We start from the raw sequence: 22,249 nt of genomic DNA, 5'->3' as shown, positions 1-22,249 counted from the left end.
GGATACAGGCAAGATAAAGGCCTGCAAGTCAGAACACAGGATGCTTACCGTGACCGAAGCTTTTGTTGTCGTTAAAACCGCCGAAGAGGCCGTGGACCGGCTGGCGGCGCTGCATGAGCGTGCGACTGGCGCGCTCAACCAGGCGCTCAAGCAATACCTCAAGGACCGCGTGGAGCCCGACGCCGAGCAACGCGCACTGTTTCGCTACCCGGAACTGCGCCTGACCTACCACTGCCACGGTGAAGTCCCCCAAACCACTCGGGCGTATGCCAAGGTGCAACTGCCGGGTACCTACAGCGTCACCGTGACCCACCCGGCCGCGTTCCGTAAGTACCTGCTGGAGCAACTGGTGCCGCTGATGCACGACTTCACCGTGACGGTGGAAGTGGGCGTCAGTCAGCAGAACATCCCGTACCCCTATGTGGTGGAGCAGGGCGATGAACTGGCCGGCTCCGGCGTCACTGCCGCGACCCTGGCCCGTGTATTCCCCAGTACCGACCTGTCCGCCGCCACCGACGGCATTGCCGATGGCCTGTACGACTGGGAAAACACCGACCCACTGCCCCTGGCCCTGTTCGATGCCGCCCGCGTGGACTTCTCCCTGCGTCGCCTGGTGCATTACACCGGCAGCGACTGGCGCCATGTGCAGCCGTGGATCCTGCTGACCAACTACCACCGCTACGTGGACCAGTTCATCCTGCATGGCCTGGAGCAACTGCGCAGCGACCCGCGATTTATCCGCATGGTGTTGCCCGGCAACGTGGTGATCGACAAGAGCATGGACCACGGCGAAGCCTCGGCCATTGCTGCCGGCGTGGTGTGGCACCGCTACCAGATGCCGGCGTATCACCTGCAGGCCACCGACGGCCATGGCGTGACCCTGGTGAACATCGGCGTGGGTCCGTCCAACGCCAAGAACATCACCGACCACCTGGCCGTATTGCGCCCGCATTGCTGGCTGATGATCGGCCACTGTGGCGGCCTGCGCCAATCCCAGACCATCGGCGACTACGTACTGGCCCACGCCTACATGCGCCGCGACGGGATTCTCGACCGCGTGGTACCACCGAACATCCCGATTCCGGCCCTGGCCGAAGTGCAGTTGGCGCTTCAGCAGGCGGCGGCCAAGGTCACTGGCGAAAAAGGCGAAGAGCTGAAAAAACGCCTGCGCACCGGCACCGTGCTGACCTATGACGACCGGAACTGGGAACTGCGCTGGGCCCAGGAGCGCCCGCTGATCAACCTGTCCCGCGCCGTGGCCGTGGACATGGAAAGCGGCACCATCGCCGCCCAGGGTTACCGTTTGCGCGTGCCTTACGGCACCTTGTTGTGCGTATCGGACAAACCCTTGCACAGCGAAATCAAACTGCCGGGTTCGGCCAATGCGTTCTATGAGCGTGCGGTCAGCCAGCACTTGAAGATCGGCATCGAGGCGGTCGACCTGTTGCGCACCGAACTCAACTCGTTGCACTCGCGCAAACTGCGCAGCTTCGACGAGCCGCCGTTCCGCTAAGCGGTTGGGATGGTCATTTAGCGGTCAGGCCACTAGCATTGTCGGTCCTGACCGTTAGATGTTCCTTTGCCATGTCCCGTCCCACTCGTCCCGATTCACGTCGCCCTGGCGTGAAACCTCCGCACTCTGCCGCTCGCCGCGTTGCCAAGGCGCCTCCGGCCGAGCCGAAGTTGATCCTGTTCAATAAACCGTTCGACGTGCTGACCCAGTTCAGCGACGAAGGTGGGCGTGCGACGCTCAAGGATTTTATTGATATTCCCGGTATTTACCCGGCGGGGCGCCTGGACCGTGACAGCGAGGGCCTGCTGCTGTTGACCAACGATGGTCAGCTACAAGCGCGGATTGCCGACCCCAAGCACAAGCTGGCGAAAACCTACTGGGTGCAGGTAGAAGGCGAGCCCACCGAAGAACAGCTGCAACGCCTGCGCCAAGGCGTGGAGCTCAACGACGGCATGACCTTGCCCGCCGAGGCACGGCAACTGGATGAACCGGCATTATGGCCGCGTAACCCGCCAGTGCGTTTTCGCAAAAGCGTGCCCACCCATTGGCTGGAATTGGTGATTCGCGAAGGGCGTAACCGCCAGGTACGGCGCATGACCGCGGCGGTAGGCTTGCCGACCCTGCGCCTGGTGCGCGTGCGTATTGGTGAGTGGTCGATCGACGGCCTGGATCAAGGCCAGTGGAAGGCAGTGCCGGCGCGCTTATAAGGCGCCGGATTCAATCAGGCCGATCACCACGCTCTTGATGATGAACGCGGCCACGCCCAGGCCCAGCACGAAAAACAGAATGAACGAACCAAAGCGCCCGGCCTTGGATTTCTTCGCCAGGTCCCAGACGATAAAGCCCATGAAAATGATCAGAATGCTGACCAGGCCAGTCATCATCCATTCTTCAAACAGGGCGGGATCGATGTTGTTCATGGGGCTCTTCCGACAAGACAAGCGAGCAGTATACGGCAGCGTCGCAGACGCAACATTGACCTGAGTCCTACACCATCGAACTGTGGGAGCTGGCTTGCCTGCGATAGCGGTCTGTCAGGTACTGTGATGCAAATTGGCCCGCCGCCATCGCAGGCAAGCCAGCTCCCACCGTTGTTTTCAGGTGCGCAGGTGGGTCAGGGGCAGTTCGGTGCTGTTGAGCACCTGGTTCAGCACAAAGCTGGAACGCACGCTGGTCACGCCTTCAATCCGCGTCAGGTGGCCCAGCAGCAGCTTCTGATAATGGTCCATGTCCGGCACCACCACCTTCAACTGATAGTCCGCATCCATGCCGGTCACCAAACTGCACTCCAGCACTTGCGGCAGGGTGCGGATGGCGGCTTCGAAATTCTCGAAGCGCTCCGGCGTGTGACGGTCCATGCCGATCAATACATAAGCGGTGAGGCTCAGGCCGAGCATCTTGCGGTCGAGCAAGGCGACCTGGCGGGCGATGTAGCCGTCGTCTTCCAACTGCTTGACCCGGCGCGAGCAGGGCGAAGGCGACAGGCCGATGCGTTCGGCCAGCTCTTGGTTGGAGATCCTCGCGTCGCGCTGCAATTCCGCCAGAATACTCAGGTCGTATCGGTCAAGCTTGCTCATTGGGTTGGCCTTTGTCGTAACTATTGCGGTGAATTATCCATGAAGGGTTAAAAATTGCGCAAGCACTGTTTATTGACGCAATCTTCGCAATCCTCTGCCCGCCCGGCACGCCTATGATTACCAACAGAATCACCGCCTGGACAACAGTCCACAGCAACGCGCCCAATCAGGCCCGTTGCGGCCGCCGCCCCAGCAGGGTTGAGCCGGCCTCCAGGCTGCACACTGTCCACAAGACGGCGTGAGGTGAGCCAACGTCAAAAGCGTTGAGCCAGGACGAAATTCTCAAGGGGTGGCCGACGGGTCACCCCTTTTTCTTTGTGCGCGTTTTGCCTTCAGAAAATAGTTCTCGTGACTGATAACCTGTCTCAGAACCGGGCGAGGCTTTTCCAGTCTCATGATCAAGCCCCAATCCGCAGTGAGGAAAAGCATGAAGCGCATCTGGCGTATGGCAGGTGTTGGTTTGCTGGTGGTCAGCGTCGGCTCCCAGGCGATGGCCGACGAACGTGATAACTCACCGGGACAGGGGCATGGGCCGCAAGGGCAGCACGAACGGGGCCCCGAAGGTGGGCCGCGGCCTGAGCATAACCTGCCGATTCAGGGCCGGCCCGATACCGTGCGCCAGACCCAGGAGCCGCGCCAGGGTTATTACCGTGATATCCCCCGACGCAACGATGACAACAGGCATTGGGAGGCCGGTGGCCCTGGTTCGCGTCCGGGCAATGACCATCCCAACGATAACCGTTGGCCCGGTCGTCCTGACGGGCATGGCAATGGCTGGGGCCCAGGCCCGCAGCATCGCCCTGGTTATGTCATCGACCGTTTCCCCGACCGCAATTACCGCGTGCCTTACCGTGGCCAGGATTACTTCTTCTCGGGTGGCTACTGGTACCGGCCCCAAGGCCCTCGCTACGTAGTGGTGACGCCGCCCTATGGCATTCGCGTGCATTACCTGCCGGACTACGCGCGTGAAGTGTGGGTAGGCGGCTCGCTGTTGTTCCTCGCCGCAGGCGCCTATTACGCCTACGAGCAAAGCACCCAGCAATACGTGGTGGTACAACCACCGACGCAGGTGCCATCACCCCCGCCGACGCCTCAAGGCAACGGTTATGACGTGGTGGCTTACCCGGCCAACGGCCAATCGCCAGCCCAGGTACAGCAGGACGGCTACGACTGTTATCGCTGGGCGGTGCAGCAAAGTGGCTTCGACCCCCGCACCGTGACTTACGCCCCCGACCCGGCAGTGGTGCAAACCTACCGCCAGGCCCAGGGCAACTGCCTGGGCAGTCGCGGGTATCAGGTGCAGTACTAGGTTTTGTTGCCGGTGACCACTTCCCGTGGGTCGGCGTGCACCAGCACTTCGGCTTTCGGGTATTCCCGGTGAATGGCATCGGCGGCCTGGTCGCTGATGCCGTGGGCCACCGACAGGGTCAATTCCCCTGGCAACTCCAGGTGCAACTGCACAAACCAGTGGTTGCCGGAAACCCGCGTGCGCAAGTCGTGGGCACCCAGTACGCCGGGCACGCCGCGGGCCAGTTCCAGCATGTGCTGGCTGACATCCGGCGGTAGCTCTTCGTCCATCAACACCGCAAAGCTTTCCCTGGCGATCTGGATCGCGCTCCACAGAATGTAGGCGGCGATCCCCAGGCCAAACCAGGCATCAACCTGATGAAAGCCAAAACCTGCCAACACCAGCGCAATCAGGATGCTGCCATTGAGCAGCAAGTCTGAGCGGTAATGCAGCGAGTCGGCACGCACCGCATTGGAGCCGGTCTCGCGCACCACGCGGTGTTGCAGCATCAGCAGGGCCACGGTCAGCGCCAGCGACAAGATAATCACGCCGATACTCAACCACGGTGCCCCGACCGGCTCCGGATGCTTGAGCCGTTCATACGCCTGGAGCGCAATCAGCACCGCACTGCCGGCGATAAACAAGGCCTGCGCCATCCCCGCCAGCGACTCCGCCTTGCCATGCCCATACCGGTGATCGTCATCGGCCGGGCGCAGGGCGTAATGCACCGCCAGCAAGTTCAACAGCGAGGTTACGCCGTCGAGCAGTGAGTCGGTCAACCCGGCGAGCATGCTCACCGAGCCGCTGAGCCACCAGGCGATGGCCTTGGTCACAATCAACACACAGGCCACGCCCACCGAGGCGCGGGTGGCCAGGCGCAGAAGCCTTGCGTGTTCGGGGCTGCTGGTCATGAGCAGTCCTTACGCGGCAGGCTGCAGGCCCAGGGCCGCCAGTTGCTGCACGCTGCCCTTGAACTGGATCAGGCGCGGGTCGTCCAGCGGCAAGGTGCGGCCGGTTTCTTTCTGGATGATGCTTTGCAGCTTGGCGTTATCGACCGTGCCGTCGGCGCCGATGGCTTCGTGCAGTTTCTCGGGCGCGACCTGGGCGGTCTTGCCCGGTTCGAAGTAAATGGCGCCCGTGGCGAAGTCGACACCGAAGGCGATCAGGCCGGGGATCACATAAAACAACAGGCCGAGGGCATCGAGTACCGCGATGGTCGGGTCGATCTTGCCGTCGATCTGGCCACGGCGGTCAGGGTAGAAAATCGACCCGCAGGCGGTGAGTTGGCTCAGCAGGGTGACGGCGAGGACACCGCCGATGACACGGGAAGCGATACGCATGAAAAAGTCTCCTGAACATATTTATGGGTGACTATAAGCCAGATCGGCCAGGCGCCGATGAACCAATGTGGGAGCTGGCTTGCCTGCGATTGCGACGGTTCAGGAAATACAGCGGCAACTGTCACACCGCTATCGCAGGCAAGCCAGCTTCCACCCTCGACTGCATTCACAGCCCAAAGCGTGGGTGTTTTTGAGACCCGCATCGGCATCCGGCAGTTCGCCGTTATACTCGCCGCTCTGCTTTGGAGCCAGTATGAATTCGTTGCCGATCGATGATGTTTTACCCGCCCTGCGTGACGCCTTGGCGCATCGCCATGAAGCCGTGCTGGAAGCGCCCCCCGGCGCCGGTAAAACCACCCGCGTGCCCTTGGCCTTGTTGCATGAGCCGTGGCTTGCCGGGCAAACCATCCTGATGCTCGAACCTCGGCGCCTGGCCGCGCGTGCTGCTGCCGAACGGCTGGCCAGTGAGCTGGGCGAAAAGGTCGGTGAGACCGTGGGCTACCGCATCCGCCTGGACAGCAAAGTCGGCCCCAACACGCGCATCGAGGTGGTCACCGAAGGTATCCTCACCCGCCGCCTGCAGGACGACCCGGCACTGGACGGCGTGGGCTTGTTGATCTTCGACGAATTTCACGAGCGCAGCCTCGACGCCGATCTGGCGCTGGCCCTGAGCCTTAACGGTCGCGAGTTGTTTCGCGACGAGCAGCCGCTGAAAATCCTGCTGATGTCCGCCACCCTTGAAGGCGAACGCCTGGCCGGCCTGCTGGATGACGCGCCGATCCTGCGCAGTGAGGGGCGCATGTTCCCGGTGCAGATGCGCTGGGGCCGGCCGTACCAGGCCGGGGAGTTTATCGAGCCGCGCGTGGTGCAGACCATCCTCGAAGCCCTGCATGACGAAACCGGCAGCGTGCTGGTGTTTTTGCCGGGGCAGGCGGAGATTCGCCGGGTCAACCAGCAACTGGCCGAGGCCTTGGGTGATCGCCCTGATGTGCTGCTATGCCCGTTGCACGGTGAGCTGGACCTCAATGCCCAGCGCGCCGCCATCGACCCGGCGCCGGCCGGCAAGCGCAAAGTGGTGCTGGCCACCAACATCGCCGAGACCAGCCTCACCATCAACGGCGTGCGTGTGGTGATCGACGCTGGGTTGGCGCGGGTGCCGCGTTTCGACCCCGGCAGCGGCATGACCCGCCTCGACACCCAGCGCATCTCCCGCGCCAGCGCCACCCAGCGCGCCGGCCGGGCAGGGCGGTTAGAGCCGGGGGTGTGTTACCGGTTGTGGTCCGAAGACCAGCACGACGGTCTGGCCGCTTATGGCAGCGCGGAAATCCTCGCCGCCGACCTGGCGGGGCTGGCCTTGCAACTGGCCCGTTGGGGCGTGACGCCCAACCAGTTGGTGTGGCTGGACGTACCACCGACTGCCGCGTATGCCCAGGCTCAGGATCTGTTGCAACGCCTCGGCGCATTGAGCGAAGAAAACCTCACCGCCCATGGCCAGAAGATGGCCGAGTTGCCCGCTCACCCGCGTATTGCCCATCTGTTATTGCGTGGCCAGGACTTGGGGCTGGCCGCCACGGCCTGTGACGTCGCGGCTCTGTTGGGCGAGCGCGATATCCTGCGCGGCGGCGGTGCCGATTTACACAGCCGCCTGGCGCTGATGTCTGGTGAAGAGCGTGCGCGAGGTACCCAAGGTGGCGTGCAGCGCGCCAAGCAACTGGCCCGGCAATACCGTGGCTACCTGCGCGGCAAGGCGACCCAGCCGGTGGACAACCCCGACCACCCGCGCTGGCTCGGCGCCTTGCTGGCACTGGCCTACCCGGACCGCGTCGCCCAACAACGCCGCGCCGGTGGCGCTGAATATCGCCTGGCCAATGGCCGAGCAGCGCTATTTGCCGAAGCCGACAGCCTGATGAAACAACCCTGGCTGGTCATCGCCGACCTGGGCAGCCGCCAGGGCCAGCGCGAAGAGCGCATCTACCTGGCGGCGGATTTTGACCCGGCGCTGTTCGACACAGTGCTGGCCGAGCAAGTGCGCAACGTCGACCAACTCGACTGGGACGAGCGTGAAGGCGTGTTGCGGGCCGAGCGCCAGCGCAAAGTCGGCGAACTGGTACTCAGCCGCGAACCGCTGACCGGCCTCGACGAATCCGCCCGCAGCCAGGCGCTGGTCAACCTGGTGCGCCGCAAAGGCCTGGAACTGCTGCCCTGGACCCCGGAACTGCGTCAGTGGCAAGCCCGTGTGATGTTGCTGCGCCAGCTGGATGCGGGCAAAACCAGCGAGTGGCCCGACCTCAGCGACAAGGCCCTGCTCGCCAGCCTGGAGCATTGGCTGATGCCTTACCTGGGCAAGGTCTCGCGCCTCAGCCATTTTGCCAACCTGGATATCTCCAGCTACCTGCATAACCTGCTGCCCTGGCCTTTGCCCCAACGCCTGGAAGAGCTGGCGCCGCAGCATGTGAAAGTGCCGTCGGGGTCATCGGTACGCCTGGACTACAGCGAACAGCCGCCGATCCTGGCGGTGCGCTTGCAGGAATTGTTTGGGCTGGCAGACACCCCGCGTATCGCCGGCGGGCGCCTGGCCGTGAAGTTGCACTTGCTGTCCCCGGCGCGTCGGCCGGTGCAGGTCACGCAGGACCTGGCGAACTTCTGGCGCAGTACCTACGCCGAGGTGAAGAAGGATCTCAAGGGGCGGTACCCTAAGCATTACTGGCCGGATGACCCGTTGGTGGCCGAAGCGACAGCCCGAATCAAGCCGCGTAAGTAAGCGCGATGCAGTTCAAATGTGGGAGCTGGCTTGCCTGCGATCGCATCGCTGCGGTGTCACTGAAAGACCGCATCGGCGGCATCGCAGGCAAGCCAGCTCCCACAAAAGAATAATGATGTGGGTTATTGCGCGGCAGGCAGCAGGAAGCGGGCGATAACGGGTAGATGGTTGGAAATGCGCAACGTGTCCTCCTGCCTCACCTTCGCCTCCACCCGCTTGATGCGCGGGCTGTAGAACAGGTAATCCAAGGTGCGATCCGGCCTGTCCAGGCTCGGGTCATTGGGGAAGTGCGTCAGCCATTTCTCACGATCAATCCCGCTAGATTCGCTATTGCGCGGGATCATCGGGTACTTGTCCCACAGCAGGTGCAACTCGCTGTCCGGCGAATACTGCCCGCGCTTAGCTGCGTCCAGGCGCAGGTATTGGCCCAGTGGCAGCAGGTTGAAATCCCCGCCGATCAACCAGGGCGTGCCCCGGCCTTCGAATTTATCCAGCAGTTTGGCTGTGGCTTGCACCTGTTGTTGCGCGGCCGAGCGGCCAGGTGCGCCGCCGTCCAGGCGTGTATTGAGCACCGCCAGTTGGCCGCCATCGCTCAAGGGCAGGTAAGTCAGCAGCAACGCAGGTTTAGGCTGGAACTGGCGGCTGATGAAGTTGGCTTCGGCGGCCGGCAGTTGCAGGCGCTCGGCGTGTTCGATCTGGTAGCGGCTGAGCGTAGCGAGCTTGCGCCCCACGTTACCGAAGATGTGCAGGCTGGGCACAAAGTCGGCTTTCCAGTCGAAGGCCTGGGCGCTGCACGGGTAGAGGTCCACCAGACGCTCCTGCAACAGTGCAAGCTGGTCCTGATAGTGGGACGGTTTGGCGCCTTCATCGATTTCCTGCAACAGCAGGATGTCGGGTTGTTCGTCGCGGATCACCCGCGCCACTTCGTCGAGGCTAAAGGCCATGTCTTCGACGGTGGGGCGATCGTCCGGGCCGCTGCCGTCCGGGGTGTCGTACCAGAACACGTAGTTCTTGCCGGCCAGGTATTGCACATTCCAGGTCATGACCTTGAGCGCCTGCCCCGGCAACAGCGTCGGCGCGCGGGGTGCCACGCAGCTGACGGGCAGGGTCTCTTTGTCGGCAGGGCGCCAGGTCAGGCTGTAGATCAGCGCGGCCAGCAGGCCGGCGATGATCAACAGGCTCAACAGGGTGATGCGCAATAAACGGGTCATCGGCTCGGCTTATATGCGTGTCAGAAGAGCCACGGAGCATATCACCGCACGTCGGCGTCGCCACCGATCAGCATGAATAAACGGAACAACACCACGCTGGTAAACAACTGCAAAAAGCTGTGGGCACTGTCCATCAATAGCCCCAGCAGCGGCGCCGGCTCAGGGTAGGCCGCCACGCTGGCGCCCTTGAGCAGCCACAACGGCGTCATCACACACAGCAGGCACACCAGGATGCGCCAGAAATGCCCGCGGGTCAGGCGAAAGCTTTCCTTCATCGCCTCCAGGGCGGGCATGCCGCGCAGCACCAGCAGGTATTCGGCAAACGCCAGCACCACCATCAGCCACAAGCCCGGCAGGAAATACAGCGACAGCCCCAACAGAATCAGCAAGGTGCTCATGGCTGTCAGCAGGGCAAAACGCGGCCACAGGCTCAAGGCCATGGCCCACACGTCCTTGGTGCGCGGCGACTCGCCCCGGGTGCGGGCGTCGAGAAACAGGATCAGGGCGCCGGTGTACAGCGGGTACACCAACAAACCCACGACCACGCTGTAGCCGGGAAACGCATCCGGGCCCAGCGTGTGGTCCAGCACCTGTTGCAGCAAGGCTTCGAGGATCACCAACGGCAGGCACAGCTGGACGATGGCGCCCAGGTTGCGCTGGGTAAAGCGGAAGGAGTCGCGCAAAACGTCTAACGGATTCATCAGGGTCATCACAGGCCTGGAAGCAGAGGGCGACACTTTAACCGATCAGGGTCCAAGGGGCGCAAACGTAAACCTTGAGTAAAGACCATTGAAACAACTCGTAACATCCCCATAACTGAAACGCCCCTGGCCTGATCACAGGCGGGACGAGAATTTTTTATCGGCAATCTACGAGGTCGCCATGAACAGCGAAGAGCAAACCCTGATCGATGGACTGTTTTCACGGTTGCAGCAAGCCGAAACGGACTCAGCCCCCCGCGACGCCCAGGCCGAAGCGCGGATCAAGGAGCATATGGCTCGCCAACCCGCCGTCGGCTACTACATGACCCAGTCGATTCTGGTGCAGGAACATGCGCTGCAGAGCCTCGACGCGCAGAACAAGCAACAGGCCCAGCAGATCCAGCAATTGCAGGACGAGCTGCAACGGGCCAAGGCCACGCAACCTGCGCCGGCCAGCGGTGGTGGGTTCCTGTCGAGCATCTTTGGCGGCAGCTCCCGTGACCCACAGCCGGCGCCGAGCAACTCAGGTGGCGGCTGGCGTGAGCCCGCGCGGCCCGCTTTTGGCCAGCCTGCGCCGCAACAGAACTACCAGCCACCGCAAGCACCGGTCGCCGCACCAGCCGGCAGTGGTTTCCTCGGTGGCGCCATGAAGACCGCCGCCGGCGTGGCCGGTGGGGTGTTGCTGGCCGAAGGGATCAGCAGCCTGTTCCATCACAACCAGCAGCCACAGGTGGTGGAAGAGATCATCGAACAACCAGCACCTGCCAGCGATCAAGGCAACTGGGGTAACGATGACCAGCAGTTCGCCGGTAATGACAGCTGGGGCGGCAACAATGCCGACAGCGATTTTTCGGACGATTCCTCATCCTTTGGCGACGACGATTCTTTCGTCTGACACACCAGGCCCGGGGCGCCACGGCGCTCCGGTCTGATTTTTTCCCGGAAACGCTCCCTTGGCTGGCATACTGGCGCCCTTTCCGGGCGCTGGCGCCTGGCTGTCCATGAGGAAGTGCGGTGAAAAAAATTGCAGTGTTCGCCGATGTGCAAAACCTCTACTACACCGTGCGCCAGGCCTATGGTTGCCACTTCAACTACGCCGCCCTGTGGGCTGACATCAGCGCGCGCGGGCAGATTGTCGAGGCGTACGCCTATGCCATCGACCGCGGCGACAGCAAGCAGCAGCAGTTCCAGCAGATCCTGCGCAACCTGGGGTTCACGGTAAAACTCAAGCCGTATATCCAGCGCAGCGATGGCTCGGCCAAGGGCGACTGGGACGTGGGCATCACCCTGGACATCATGGACGCCGCCGATCATGTCGACGAAGTCGTGCTGGCCTCCGGTGACGGTGATTTCGACATGCTGCTCGAGCGCATCATCCACAAGCATGGCGTGCGGGCCGTGGCCTACGGCGTGCCGGGGCTGACGGCCAACTCATTGATACGCGCCGCCAGCCACTATGTGCCGATCGAAGGCGCGTTGTTGCTCAAATAGATCGTTGAACGGAGTAGGAACAGGTTTGGAACGCATAGCGGTCATCGACTTTGAAACCACCGGCATCACCCCCAGCAGCCACTGCCGGGCCACGGAGATTGGCGTGGTCATCCTTGAGCGCGGGCAAATCGTGGACCGCTACCAGAGCCTGATGAACGCTGGCGTGCGCATACCGGCGTTTATCGAACAACTCACCGGCATCAGCAACGCCATGCTGCGCAGCGCGCCCCCGGCTGAGCGGGTGATGAACGAGGTCAATGAGTTCGTCGGCACCACGCCCTTGATGGCGCACAACGCCGCGTTCGACCAGAAGTTCTGGGACTTTGAGCTCGGCCTGATCCGCCGCACCCGCCTGCAAAAGTTCGCCTGCTCCCTGCTCCTGGCCCGCCGCCTCATGCCGGCTGCGCCCAACCACAAGCTCGGCACCCTCAACGCCTACGCCAAACTGCCCCACACCGGCCAGGCTCACCGGGCGCTGGCGGACGCGGAAATGGCCGCTAACCTCACCGCGCACCTGGCCCAGGAACTGCGCCAGACTCATGGTTTGCGCGAGCTGTCCCATGACCTGTTGTGCACCTTGCAGAAAGTGCCGGCGGCGAAGATCAATGAACACCTGAAGAAACATCGCGGGTTTTAAGGCCAGGCGCTGATCGTCCCCACGCTCTGCGTGGGCATGCATCTGGTGACGCTCCGCGTCACGACTTTAAGAGCGGACGCAGAGCGTCCAGGGCGGCATTCCCACGCAGAGCGTGGGAACGATCAGCAATGGCGATCGCTCAGCCAGCACTTTTCCCATTGGTGTCCAACTGCCCCAACGGCACCCGCCGCTCTATGGCGCTGGACAAAATAATCGAGGTCTTGCTGAACCCGAACTTCGCCACCCGATTAATCAGGTCTTCCAGCTGCGGCATGGTGCCCACCGCCGCTTGCATGATCACGCAGGGGTCGCCTGTGACGCGGTGGCATTCGGTCAGTTCGGGTATTTCCGCCAGGGCGTCGTACACCTTTTGGCTGCCATGATTGGTCAGCCGCAACTCGATCACGCATTGAATCGGCAAGCCCACCTTGGATAAATCCACCTTGGCCTGGTACCCGGTGATCACGCCGCTGGCCTCAAGCTTGGCCACGCGTTCGGCCACGGCGGGGGCGGAGAGGTTTACGGTGCGTGCCAGTTGCGCGTAGGAAGCGCGGCCATCTTCAAGCAGGGCGCTGAGGAGCATGCGGTCGTATTTGTCCATGATAAGGCTCCGGTTGCGCATCGCTTTCGAAAGCACGGGTTATAGCCTTGATAACCATGGTTTGAGAAGTGTATCGGCGTTTTAAACAGGTTTTGTAACTTAAGTTTATCCACCTTCGTTTCTAGAATAAGTCTCCCATTTCCTGCCATAGAGCCGCCCAATGCCTGGCCCACGTCGCTTTCCCTTACCGTTGATCGCCGCCTTTTTTGCGTTGTATGTGATCTGGGGTTCCACCTACCTGGTGATCCGCATTGGCGTGGAGTACTGGCCGCCGTTGTTGCTGGCGGGCATTCGGTTTTGCACGGCGGGCGCGTTGATGTACGGCTTTCTCAGGTGGCGCGGGGTGCCGGCGCCGACCTGGCCGCAGTGGAAGGCGGCCGGGATGATCGGCATTTTGCTGCTCACCGTGGGCAATGGTGGCGTCAGCGTGGCGGAACATATGGGCGTGTCGTCCGGCGTGGCCGCGCTGGCGGTGGCGACGGTGCCGCTGTTTACCTTGCTGTGTGGGTTTTTCTGGGGCGCACGTAATACGCGGTTGGAATGGGCCGGGGTGCTGCTGGGGATCATCGGCATTGCCATGCTCAACATGGGCAGTACCTTGCAGTCGAGCCCACTGGGCGCGGTGTTGCTGTTGATGGCGGCGGCGTCCTGGGCCTTCGGCTCGGTGTGGAGCCGGCATTTGCCGCTGCCCCAAGGCGCCATGGCCAGTGCCGCGGAAATGCTCGTGGCCGGTGTGGCGCTGCTGATCGTCAGCGCGTTGTCTGGCGAGCACCTGCAGGCCATGCCGCCGCTGGAAGGCTGGCTGGCCCTGGCGTACCTCACGGTGTTCGGCTCGATCATTGCCTTCAACGCTTATATGTACCTGCTCAAGCACGTACGCCCGGCGGCGGCGACCAGCTATGCCTATGTGAACCCGGCAGTGGCCGTGTTGCTGGGGATTGTATTCGTGGGCGAGAGCATCGGCCTGGAAGAAGCCCTGGCAATGCTGGTGATCATCAGCGCGGTGTTGCTGATCAGCCTGCCCCAATGGCGCAAGCCCAAACCCGAAATAAGGTAAACTGCCGCGCATTACGCCCTTGCGCTGAATTTTTCCTACGGTAACTACATGACTTTCGCCACCCTTGGCCTGATCGAACCCTTGCTGCGCGCCCTTGAGACGCTTGGCTACCAGACCCCGACGCCGGTGCAGGCCCAAGCCATTCCGGCCGTGCTGGCCGGTCGCGACCTGATGGCCGCGGCCCAGACCGGCACCGGCAAGACCGCAGGTTTCGCTTTGCCGCTGCTGCAACTGTTGACCCTGGAAGGGCCGAAAGTCGCCGCCAACTCTGCGCGTGCGCTGATCCTGTGCCCGACTCGCGAACTGGCCGAGCAAGTACACGCCAGCGTTGCCGAGTACGCCCAACATCTGCCGCTGACCACTTACGCGGTGTACGGCGGCGTGAGCATCAACCCGCAGATGATGAAGCTGCGCAAAGGCGTCGACATTCTGGTCGCCACCCCTGGCCGCCTGATCGACCTGTTCCGCCAGAACGCGCTGAAGCTCAACCAGCTGCAAACCTTGGTGCTGGATGAAGCCGACCGTATGCTCGACCTGGGCTTCTCCGAAGAACTTGCCAACATCTACCGCATGTTGCCGAAAAAGCGCCAGACCCTGCTGTTCTCCGCGACCTTCTCCGATGACATCCGCCTGCTCGCCGGGCAGATGCTCAACGACCCGCTGAGCATCGAAGTCAGCCCGCGCAACGTCGCTGCCAACACCGTCAAGCAGTGGGTGGTGCCGGTGGACAAGAAGCGCAAGCCGGAACTGTTTGTGCACCTGATGCGCAAGGGCCGTTGGAAGCAAGTGCTGGTGTTCGCCAAGACCCGCAACGGCGTAGACGCCTTGGTGGACAAGTTGCAGGGCCTGGGGATCAACGCCGACGGCATCCATGGCGACAAACCCCAAGCCACCCGCCAACGCGCACTGGACCGCTTCAAGGCCAGCGACGTGCAGATCCTGGTGGCCACCGATGTGGCGGCCCGTGGCCTGGATATCGAAGACCTGCCGCTGGTGGTCAACTTTGACCTGCCGATCGTGGCCGAAGACTACATCCACCGCATCGGCCGTACCGGGCGTGCGGGCAATACCGGTGAGGCGATTTCCCTGGTGTGTGCCGATGAGGTGAACATGCTCTCGGCGATCGAGATGCTGACCCGCCAGACCCTCACCCGCAAGATGGAACCGGACTTCGAGCCGGAGCACCGCGTGCCGGACACCGATGCCAGCGGGCAGGTGGTCAAGAAGCCGAAAAAACCGAAGAAGCCTAAGGCGTCCGGCGGTGGCGGCAAGCGCAACCTGGGCAAGTGGGTGGACAGTGGTGACGTGGCGCCGGCTGAGCCGTCGATCAAGCCGGTGCGCAAGGTGCCGGTGTTTAATACTGGGCCGCGTAAGAAGAAGTGATTGATCGTTCCTACGCTCCGCGTGGGAACGCATCCTGTGACGCTCTGCGTCACGAACCTAAAGCGGGACGCAGAGCGTCCCTGGCGGCATCCCCACGCAGAGCGTGGGAACGATCAGCGGTGGAGCCATTCCAAAATCCCCCGCCCAGCCGCTCTACCACTGGCAAAACACCCCGTCAGCAAATACCCACCAGTGGGCGCCTCCCAGTCCAGCATTTCCCCCGCACAAAACACCCCAGGCAATGGCTTGAGCATCAACCGCTCATCCAGCGCTTCAAACGGCACACCACCTGCCGTGCTGATCGCCTCATCCATCGGCCGCGTCTTCACCAGCGTCAGCGGCAACGCTTTGATATCCACCGCCAATTGCGCCGGATCGGTGAAGTGTTCAGCGGGCGACAACTCGCGTAACAAGGCCGCTTTCACGCCATCTAGCCCCAACTGACTGTGCAGATGCTTGCTCATCGACCGTGAGCCACGGGGCTTTGCCAATCCGGCCTGCACCTTGTCCAACGGCTTGCTGGGCAGCAAATCGATATGCACCGTGGCCGCACCGTCGCGGTTGATCGCTTCGCGAATCGGCGCCGACAAGGCGTAAATCAAACTGCCTTCAATGCCGGTGGCGGTGATCACGCATTCGCCCAGCCGAGGCTTGTCATCCCCCAGGCCAATGGCGACGTTTTTCAACGGTGCGCCAGCGAATTTGCTGACCATCAACTCGCTCCAGGCCGACACTTCAAACCCGCAGTTGCTCGGTTGCAGTCGCACATAGGGCAGGCCCTTGCCTTCAAACAGGTTAAGCCACGCGCCGTCAGAACCCAGGCGCGACCAACTGCCGCCGCCCAGGGCTAGCAGCACCGCATCGCTGTGGACAACTTTGTCACCGTCCGGGCTGTGGATAAGTAAACCGCCTTCGGCATTCCAACCCAGCCAACGATGCCGGGTGTGGATAACCACACCTTGATCGCGAAGGCGTTTGAGCCAGGCGCGCAACAGTGGCGCGGCTTTCATATCGGTAGGAAATACGCGGCCAGAGGTGCCGACAAAGGTCTGGATACCCAGGCCATGAATCCATTCGCACAACGCCTCGGCGCCAAAGCTGCGCAGCAGCGGCGCCATGTGCGGGGCGCGTTCGGCGTAGCGCGACAGGAACGCCGGGTACGCTTCTGAGTGGGTGATATTCATGCCGCCCACGCCGGCCAGCAGGAACTTGCGCCCTACCGACGGCATGCCGTCGTACAGGTCCACGCGCACGCCCGCCAGGCTCAAGACTTCAGCGGCCATCAGCCCGGCGGGGCCGCCGCCGATAATGGAGACGTGGTGGGCAGAAGTCTGAGGCATGGGCAGGCTACGGTGATATGAATAGGCCGAGCATTCTACCCGACCACGACGCTGTTGCCTGATCAAAAAACGTACACTTTCCTACAGGCCATGCGCTCAAACGCTTGCAGCCGCTTACGCTCAAGTTATCCACAGGCCGTTCCACAGGCATTGTGGGTAACGCTCACACTTCAATGACAGCCTGATGACGTCCACACCCGTTGTGCGCTGTGGTGCAGGATGCCGTGGCGGCGGGCGAGGGCGGGGCGGTCCTTGCTGTAACCGCCGCCGATCACGCCCATCACCGGAATGTCGCGGCCCAGGCAGTGGCGCATCACGCTTTCATCACGGGCGGCGACGCCTGCATCTGTCAGCTTGAGGTAACCAAGGGCGTCGTCCTTGTGCACATCCACGCCGGCGTCGTACAGCACCAGGTCCGGCTGGTAGAGCGGCAGCAGGTAGTTGAGCGCGTCATCCACCACCTTGAGGTAGTCGGCATCGCCCATGCCCATGGGCAGCGGGATGTCCCAGTCGCTCTGGGCCTTGCGTGCCGGGAAGTTCTTTTCGCAGTGCAGCGACACGGTGATGGCGTCCGGCGTGTCGTGCAGGATGCGTGCGGTGCCGTCGCCCTGGTGCACGTCGCAATCGAAGATCAGCACGCGATTGACCCGGCCGCTGGCCAACAGGTAATGGCTGATCACCGCCAGGTCATTAAAAATGCAGAAACCCGCCGGATAATCGTAATGGGCATGGTGGGTGCCACCGGCCAAATGGCAGGCCAGGCCATGTGCCAGGGCTTGTTCGGCGGCCAGGATCGAGCCGCCCACCGCGCGCACCGTGCGCCGGGCCAGGGCTTCGCTCCAGGGCAGGCCGAGGCGGCGTTGGTCTTCGCGGGACAGTTCGCCGCCCATGTAGCGTTCGATATACCCAGGTTCATGGGCCAGGGCCAAAATGTCCGCCGGGCACAGCGGCGGGCGCAGCAATTGGCTGTCTTCGGTCAGGCCGCTGTCCACCAGGTGGTCACGCAACAGGCGAAACTTGTCCATGGGGAACCGGTGGTCCGCCGGGAACTCAGGGCTGTAGTCTTCGTGGTAGATCAATGGCAAGGGCATGGGATTTTCTGACGGGAACCTGCGACGGATCTTAACAGCGCTGTACACTCACGCACATGGCAAGGCAGGGGGACCCATGGAGCCGATATTGGAATTGGAAAGTGCACGCTTGGTGCTGCGCCAATGGCGCGACAGCGACCTGCCGGACTTTGCGCGCATGTGCGCCGACCCACAGGTGATGCGTTATTTCCCGGCTCAATTGAGCCACTTGGAAAGCGCCGCGCTGATCGGCCGGATTCGCGGGCATTTTGCTGAATATGGCTTTGGTTTCTGGGCCTTGCAGCGCAAGGACACCGGTGAGTTTATCGGCCTGACGGGCCTTGCGAATGTCAGCTTCGAAGCCGGCTTTACCCCGGCGGTGGAAATCGGCTGGCGCCTGGCCCGTGAGCATTGGGGCCTGGGTTATGCCAGTGAGGCCGCCTGGACGGCGTTGCGCTGTGGTTTTGACCGCCTGCAACTGGACGAAATCCTGGCTTTCACCACCGAGAGCAATCTGCCCTCACAAAAAGTCATGCAGGCCATCGGTATGCATTACGATCCGCAGGCAGATTTTGAACACCCGAAAGTCGCAGCCGGTGACCCGCTGCGCCCTCACGTGTTGTACCGCATCACCCGCGCCCAATGGTTGGACACGCTGCACGGATAAGCAGGCGGTCATGCTCAACAGAAACCTGTAGGAGCGAGCTTGCTCGCGAAGAACGCAAGAGCGCTGCGGTAAACCAGAAGCGCTGCGTCATCGTTAACGACCTTCGCGAGCAAGCTCGCTCCTACCGGTAGATACCGTTTTGCTTTGAGGAGAGTTTCAATGAGCCAAGTATTGGAAGATCTGGTGGACTTGCTGACCCTGGAGCCGATCGAGGAAAACCTCTTTCGCGGCCGCAGCCAGGACCTGGGCTTTCGCCAGCTGTTCGGCGGCCAAGTGCTCGGCCAGTCGTTGTCGGCGGCCAGCCAGACCGTAGAAGAAGCGCGGCATGTGCATTCCCTGCACGGCTATTTCCTGCGCCCTGGCGATGCCGCGTTGCCGGTGGTGTATTCGGTGGACCGCGTGCGCGATGGTGGCAGTTTCAGCACGCGTCGTGTCACCGCGATTCAAAAGGGCAATCCGATCTTTACCTGTACGACCTCGTTCCAGTACGACGAAGAAGGTTTCGAGCACCAGACCACCATGCCGGTGGTGGTAGGCCCGGAAAACCTGCCGTCGGAGCTGGAGCTGACCCAGCAACGTGCGCACCTGATCCCCGAGCACATGCGCGACAAGCTGCTGTGCCCCAAGCCCATCGAAGTGCGCCCGGTCACCGAAAAAGACCCGTTCAACCCCCAGCCATCCGACCCGGTCAAGTACGTGTGGTTTCGTGCCGACGGTGCGTTGGCGGACACGCCGGCGCTGCATAAATACCTGCTGGCCTATGCCTCGGACTTTGGCCTGTTGACCACCTCGCTGCTGCCCCATGGCAAGACCGTGTGGCAGAAAGACATGCAGGTCGCCAGCCTCGATCACGCGCTGTGGTTCCACGCTGACCTGCGTGCCGATGACTGGTTGCTGTACGCCATGGACAGCCCGTGGGCCGGCAACTCCCGGGGTTTCTCCCGGGGCAGCGTGTACAACCGCGCCGGGCAACTGGTGGCGTCGGTGACCCAGGAAGGTTTGATTCGCCATCGCAAGGATTGGGCATGAGCCTTTGCGACGTTAAGCACTGGGTGTTCGACATGGACGGCACCCTCACGGTGGCGGTGCATGACTTTGCTGCCATCCGCGAGGCGCTGGACATTCCACCCGAAGACGACATCCTCACGCATCTGGCGGCCTTGCCGGCGCCGGTTGCAGCGGCCAAGCACGCCTGGTTGCTGGAGCACGAGCGCGAGCTGGCCCTGGGTTCGGTGGCGGCGCAGGGCGCGGTGGAGCTGGTACAGGAATTGGCCGCTCGCGGTTATCGCCTGGGCATCCTGACCCGCAATGCGCGGGAGCTGGCCCATATCACCCTGGAGGCGATAGGCCTGGCGGACTGCTTTGCCATTGAGGATGTGCTGGGGCGCGATGATGCGCCGCACAAGCCGGATCCGGGTGGGTTACTGAAGCTGGCGGCGGCTTGGGACATATCACCCAACGAAATGGTGATGGTGGGGGATTATCGCTTTGACCTGGATTGTGGTCGGGCAGCGGGGGCCAAGACGGTGTTGGTGAACTTGCCGGAGAACCCGTGGCCGGAGTTGGCGGATTGGCATGCCGAGGATTGTGCGGCGCTGCGCCGAATGATCTAACCCAGGCGACAGAGATCAAATGTGGGAGCTGGCTTGCCTACGATGACGGACTGTCAGTTGATAAAGTGTCAGCTGACCCACCGCTATCGCAGGCAAGCCAGCTCCCACATTTTGATTGGGTTTCCTTCAGGCGCTACTGGGCAAACAGCACCTTTTCTCCCTCTGGCGAGGTAAACATCTTGTCCCCGTCATGCCCCACCCCCGGCACTTCCACCAGCCTGTGACCCAACTGCGGATGCCGCTGCTTGAGGTAATCAAAGTAGTTGTGCCCACGTATCAGCCGATACGCGCCCTGGGCCTCGGCCTCGCAGCTTTTATCCAGCGCCGGGTGGTTGGGGTCGGTGTCCTGCTGGCCCAGCAGGTAAGTGATATCCCGTGACACGTAGGCCTGTTCCAGTTGCTGGGCGCCTCGGTCACCCACGTAATCCGGCAGGTTTTGCATGCCGTACTTCCAGTCGTTGAAGCCTGGGCAACTGGTCGCATCGAACTTCACCGGGCGTTGCGGGCTGAAATACGCATAGGACGACGGGTTAGCCACCACATACCGCAGGCGGATGCCTTCGGTGTTCAGCAGCGGGTGGTCGTGGCCGGTGAGGGCGAAGCGCTGCACCACTTGGCCGCCACCGGAATGCCCGGCGACCACGATTTCTTTCAGCGCCGGGAACAGTTTGCGGTTGCCCAAGTGCTTGATGATCTGGTCCAGAGCGCCATAAGAGCTGATCTGCCCTGGGCCGGTGGACGCTTCGCCGGCCATCCAGTCGTTGCCCTTCCAGCGCAAAACCTGATCGTCCAGGTGGTTACGCTTCACGTCCGTTTGATTGAGAAACTGCGGTGCGATCACCAGCGTACTGCCGCCCACCCCGGCATGCTCGGCGGCATTGATGCCGCTGTGCAGGTAGGTTTGCGCATTACGCAGGCGCCCATGCACGATGATCAATGCACGTGTGACCTTGGGCAGCGGTTGGCGCCAATCCTGGCTCAGGCCCAGGCTGAGTTCGCCGGCCTCCAGATGAAAGCGATCGGGGCTGACCACCTTGACGCCGTGTTCGGCCGCGAAGGTGCAACAGGACACGAGCACACCCAGCAGTAACCCCAATCGTTTGATCATTTAGAGACTCTTGGCCGCGAAGGTATCGCATTGAGTGATCTGGCCCTGGGCGAAGCCGGTCTTGAACCAGCGCACGCGTTGGGCCGAGGTGCCGTGGGTAAAGGAGTCCGGTACCACGCGCCCCTGGCCCTGCTGCTGCAAACGGTCGTCGCCGATGGCATTGGCTGCGTTCAGGGCTTCTTCGATATCGCCGGGTTCCAGCCAGTTCAGGCGCTTTTGCGCATGGTTGGCCCACACGCCGGCAAAGCAGTCGGCTTGCAGTTCCTGGCGAACCAGCAGGCCACCGTCGCCTTCCATCTGCCGACCCTGTTGGCGCGCCGCCTGGATCTTGGACGAGATGCCCAGCAACGTTTGTACGTGGTGCCCGATTTCGTGGGCGATCACGTAAGCCTGGGCGAAGTCACCGGCGGCCTGGAAGCGTTGCGACATTTCCCGGAAGAAGTCCAGGTCCAGGTACACCTGCTGGTCAGCCGGGCAGTAGAACGGGCCGCTGGCTGAGGTGGCGCCACCACAGGCTGAATTTACCCGGCCACGGAACAGGATCAGTTTCGGGTTCTTATACGCCAGCCCATTTTGCTGGAACACTTGGCCCCAAGTGTCTTCGGTATCGCCCAGCACAGCGCGCACAAAGTCGGCTTGCTCATCGTTGGCCGGCGGTGCCTGACGCGGCTGAGTGCTGACCGACGGCGCCTGCTCCATCTGCCCGGTCAATTGGCCGAGGATCTGCATCGGGTCCTGGCCGGTCAGCCAGCCAATGCCGACGATCAGCACGATGGCCGTGAGGCTCAGGCCCTTGCCGCCGCCGAAGCGCATACCGCCACCGCCGCCGCCACTGTCATTACGGGCATCCACCACGTTGTCGCTGCGTCGGCCTTTTTTCCATAGCATGGG

At 62.5% G+C, this 22,249-nt stretch carries 23 protein-coding genes; 12 read left to right on the top strand and 11 right to left on the bottom strand.

What is annotated here, in order from left to right; translation table 11 throughout:
- Positions 1 to 40: 40 nt before the first annotated feature.
- Both amn and E1K68_RS24150 read left to right on the top strand, forming a co-directional pair.
- Complete coding sequence (gene amn / locus E1K68_RS24155; protein WP_161981173.1) at positions 41 to 1,513, top strand: AMP nucleosidase; 1,473 nt, start codon at positions 41 to 43, stop codon at positions 1,511 to 1,513.
- A gap of 71 nt (positions 1,514 to 1,584) precedes the next feature.
- A complete protein-coding gene (locus E1K68_RS24150) occupies positions 1,585 to 2,220 on the top strand; it encodes a pseudouridine synthase (RefSeq protein ID WP_003194421.1) in 636 nt (211 codons plus the stop codon).
- Here the strand turns inward: E1K68_RS24150 and E1K68_RS24145 are convergent.
- Entirely contained in the window at positions 2,215 to 2,424 is a 210-nt protein-coding gene (locus E1K68_RS24145) for a DUF2788 domain-containing protein (RefSeq protein WP_016773053.1), read from the bottom strand. The two genes, E1K68_RS24150 and E1K68_RS24145, sit on opposite strands and share 6 nt — an antisense overlap.
- 186 nt (positions 2,425 to 2,610) lie before the next feature.
- Positions 2,611 to 3,090: an Lrp/AsnC family transcriptional regulator gene (locus E1K68_RS24140; RefSeq protein ID WP_003194418.1), complete on the bottom strand. Its 480-nt coding sequence runs from the start codon at positions 3,088 to 3,090 to the stop codon at positions 2,611 to 2,613.
- A gap of 427 nt (positions 3,091 to 3,517) precedes the next feature.
- On the opposite strand from E1K68_RS24140, the gene E1K68_RS24135 reads away from it, so the two are divergent.
- Complete coding sequence (locus tag E1K68_RS24135) at positions 3,518 to 4,399, top strand: DUF6515 family protein (protein WP_003194414.1); 882 nt, start codon at positions 3,518 to 3,520, stop codon at positions 4,397 to 4,399.
- Here the strand turns inward: E1K68_RS24135 and E1K68_RS24130 are convergent.
- Together E1K68_RS24130 and E1K68_RS24125 are read right to left on the bottom strand one after the other, a co-directional pair.
- Positions 4,396 to 5,289, bottom strand: a complete 894-nt coding sequence (locus tag E1K68_RS24130) for a cation diffusion facilitator family transporter (protein ID WP_034133765.1) — start codon at positions 5,287 to 5,289, stop codon at positions 4,396 to 4,398. The two genes, E1K68_RS24135 and E1K68_RS24130, sit on opposite strands and share 4 nt — an antisense overlap.
- A 9-nt stretch (positions 5,290 to 5,298) precedes the next feature.
- Positions 5,299 to 5,718 carry a hypothetical protein gene (locus E1K68_RS24125; protein ID WP_003194410.1) on the bottom strand — a complete coding sequence of 140 codons (420 nt, stop codon included), beginning with the start codon at positions 5,716 to 5,718 and terminating at the stop codon, positions 5,299 to 5,301.
- A gap of 253 nt (positions 5,719 to 5,971) precedes the next feature.
- On the opposite strand from E1K68_RS24125, the gene hrpB reads away from it, so the two are divergent.
- The gene (gene hrpB / locus E1K68_RS24120) at positions 5,972 to 8,479 is read left to right on the top strand and encodes an ATP-dependent helicase HrpB (protein ID WP_212614756.1); all 2,508 of its coding nucleotides are present in this window, start codon (positions 5,972 to 5,974) and stop codon (positions 8,477 to 8,479) included.
- A 122-nt stretch (positions 8,480 to 8,601) separates the two neighbouring features.
- On the opposite strand, the gene E1K68_RS24115 is transcribed toward hrpB, so the two are convergent.
- Both E1K68_RS24115 and E1K68_RS24110 read right to left on the bottom strand, forming a co-directional pair.
- Complete coding sequence (locus tag E1K68_RS24115; protein ID WP_212614755.1) at positions 8,602 to 9,690, bottom strand: endonuclease/exonuclease/phosphatase family protein; 1,089 nt, start codon at positions 9,688 to 9,690, stop codon at positions 8,602 to 8,604.
- Between the two features lie 41 nt (positions 9,691 to 9,731).
- The gene (locus tag E1K68_RS24110) at positions 9,732 to 10,391 is read right to left on the bottom strand and encodes a YciC family protein (RefSeq protein ID WP_032873246.1); all 660 of its coding nucleotides are present in this window, start codon (positions 10,389 to 10,391) and stop codon (positions 9,732 to 9,734) included.
- A gap of 181 nt (positions 10,392 to 10,572) precedes the next feature.
- Between E1K68_RS24110 and E1K68_RS24105 the strand changes: the two genes are divergently transcribed.
- From E1K68_RS24105 to E1K68_RS24095, 3 genes are all read left to right on the top strand, one after another.
- The gene (locus E1K68_RS24105; protein WP_003194399.1) at positions 10,573 to 11,286 is read left to right on the top strand and encodes a DUF2076 domain-containing protein; all 714 of its coding nucleotides are present in this window, start codon (positions 10,573 to 10,575) and stop codon (positions 11,284 to 11,286) included.
- A gap of 119 nt (positions 11,287 to 11,405) precedes the next feature.
- Positions 11,406 to 11,882, top strand: coding sequence for an NYN domain-containing protein (locus tag E1K68_RS24100; protein ID WP_003194396.1), 477 nt, complete (start codon positions 11,406 to 11,408; stop codon positions 11,880 to 11,882).
- Between the two features lie 25 nt (positions 11,883 to 11,907).
- Positions 11,908 to 12,519, top strand: a complete 612-nt coding sequence (locus E1K68_RS24095) for a 3'-5' exonuclease (RefSeq protein WP_003194395.1) — start codon at positions 11,908 to 11,910, stop codon at positions 12,517 to 12,519.
- A gap of 139 nt (positions 12,520 to 12,658) precedes the next feature.
- Here E1K68_RS24095 and E1K68_RS24090 read toward each other — a convergent pair whose 3' ends face one another.
- The gene (locus E1K68_RS24090) at positions 12,659 to 13,120 is read right to left on the bottom strand and encodes an Lrp/AsnC family transcriptional regulator (RefSeq protein ID WP_137204531.1); all 462 of its coding nucleotides are present in this window, start codon (positions 13,118 to 13,120) and stop codon (positions 12,659 to 12,661) included.
- A gap of 160 nt (positions 13,121 to 13,280) precedes the next feature.
- Here E1K68_RS24090 and yedA point away from each other — a divergent pair, with 160 nt between their 5' ends.
- On the top strand, positions 13,281 to 14,177 hold the full coding sequence (gene yedA, locus E1K68_RS24085) for a drug/metabolite exporter YedA (RefSeq protein WP_003194388.1): 897 nt from the start codon (positions 13,281 to 13,283) through the stop codon (positions 14,175 to 14,177).
- 48 nt (positions 14,178 to 14,225) lie between these two features.
- A complete protein-coding gene (locus tag E1K68_RS24080) occupies positions 14,226 to 15,560 on the top strand; it encodes a DEAD/DEAH box helicase (RefSeq protein WP_003194386.1) in 1,335 nt (444 codons plus the stop codon).
- Positions 15,561 to 15,673: 113 nt separating this feature from the next.
- Here E1K68_RS24080 and E1K68_RS24075 read toward each other — a convergent pair whose 3' ends face one another.
- Both E1K68_RS24075 and E1K68_RS24070 read right to left on the bottom strand, forming a co-directional pair.
- On the bottom strand, positions 15,674 to 16,900 hold the full coding sequence (locus E1K68_RS24075; RefSeq protein WP_212614754.1) for a TIGR03862 family flavoprotein: 1,227 nt from the start codon (positions 16,898 to 16,900) through the stop codon (positions 15,674 to 15,676).
- A 170-nt stretch (positions 16,901 to 17,070) separates the two neighbouring features.
- Positions 17,071 to 17,991, bottom strand: a complete 921-nt coding sequence (locus E1K68_RS24070; RefSeq protein ID WP_169856610.1) for a histone deacetylase — start codon at positions 17,989 to 17,991, stop codon at positions 17,071 to 17,073.
- 76 nt (positions 17,992 to 18,067) lie between these two features.
- Here E1K68_RS24070 and E1K68_RS24065 point away from each other — a divergent pair, with 76 nt between their 5' ends.
- The 3 genes from E1K68_RS24065 (at position 18,068) to E1K68_RS24055 (ending at position 20,250) form a co-directional block, all read left to right on the top strand.
- On the top strand, positions 18,068 to 18,637 hold the full coding sequence (locus E1K68_RS24065; RefSeq protein WP_014720044.1) for a GNAT family N-acetyltransferase: 570 nt from the start codon (positions 18,068 to 18,070) through the stop codon (positions 18,635 to 18,637).
- A gap of 159 nt (positions 18,638 to 18,796) precedes the next feature.
- On the top strand, positions 18,797 to 19,666 hold the full coding sequence (gene tesB, locus E1K68_RS24060) for an acyl-CoA thioesterase II (protein ID WP_003194379.1): 870 nt from the start codon (positions 18,797 to 18,799) through the stop codon (positions 19,664 to 19,666).
- The gene (locus tag E1K68_RS24055; protein ID WP_003194377.1) at positions 19,663 to 20,250 is read left to right on the top strand and encodes an HAD family hydrolase; all 588 of its coding nucleotides are present in this window, start codon (positions 19,663 to 19,665) and stop codon (positions 20,248 to 20,250) included. The genes tesB and E1K68_RS24055 overlap by 4 nt, the downstream gene beginning before the upstream one ends.
- 133 nt (positions 20,251 to 20,383) lie before the next feature.
- On the opposite strand, the gene E1K68_RS24050 is transcribed toward E1K68_RS24055, so the two are convergent.
- Complete coding sequence (locus E1K68_RS24050; protein WP_169900184.1) at positions 20,384 to 21,358, bottom strand: alpha/beta hydrolase; 975 nt, start codon at positions 21,356 to 21,358, stop codon at positions 20,384 to 20,386.
- Complete coding sequence (locus E1K68_RS24045) at positions 21,359 to 22,246, bottom strand: neutral zinc metallopeptidase (protein WP_003194372.1); 888 nt, start codon at positions 22,244 to 22,246, stop codon at positions 21,359 to 21,361.
- Positions 22,247 to 22,249 lie beyond the last annotated feature (3 nt).

It is taken from the genome of Pseudomonas sp. B2021 (genome assembly GCF_018135665.1).
Taxonomy (GTDB): Bacteria; Pseudomonadota; Gammaproteobacteria; order Pseudomonadales; family Pseudomonadaceae; genus Aquipseudomonas; species Aquipseudomonas lactis.
This window is presented reverse-complemented; position numbering and strand designations above follow the sequence as displayed.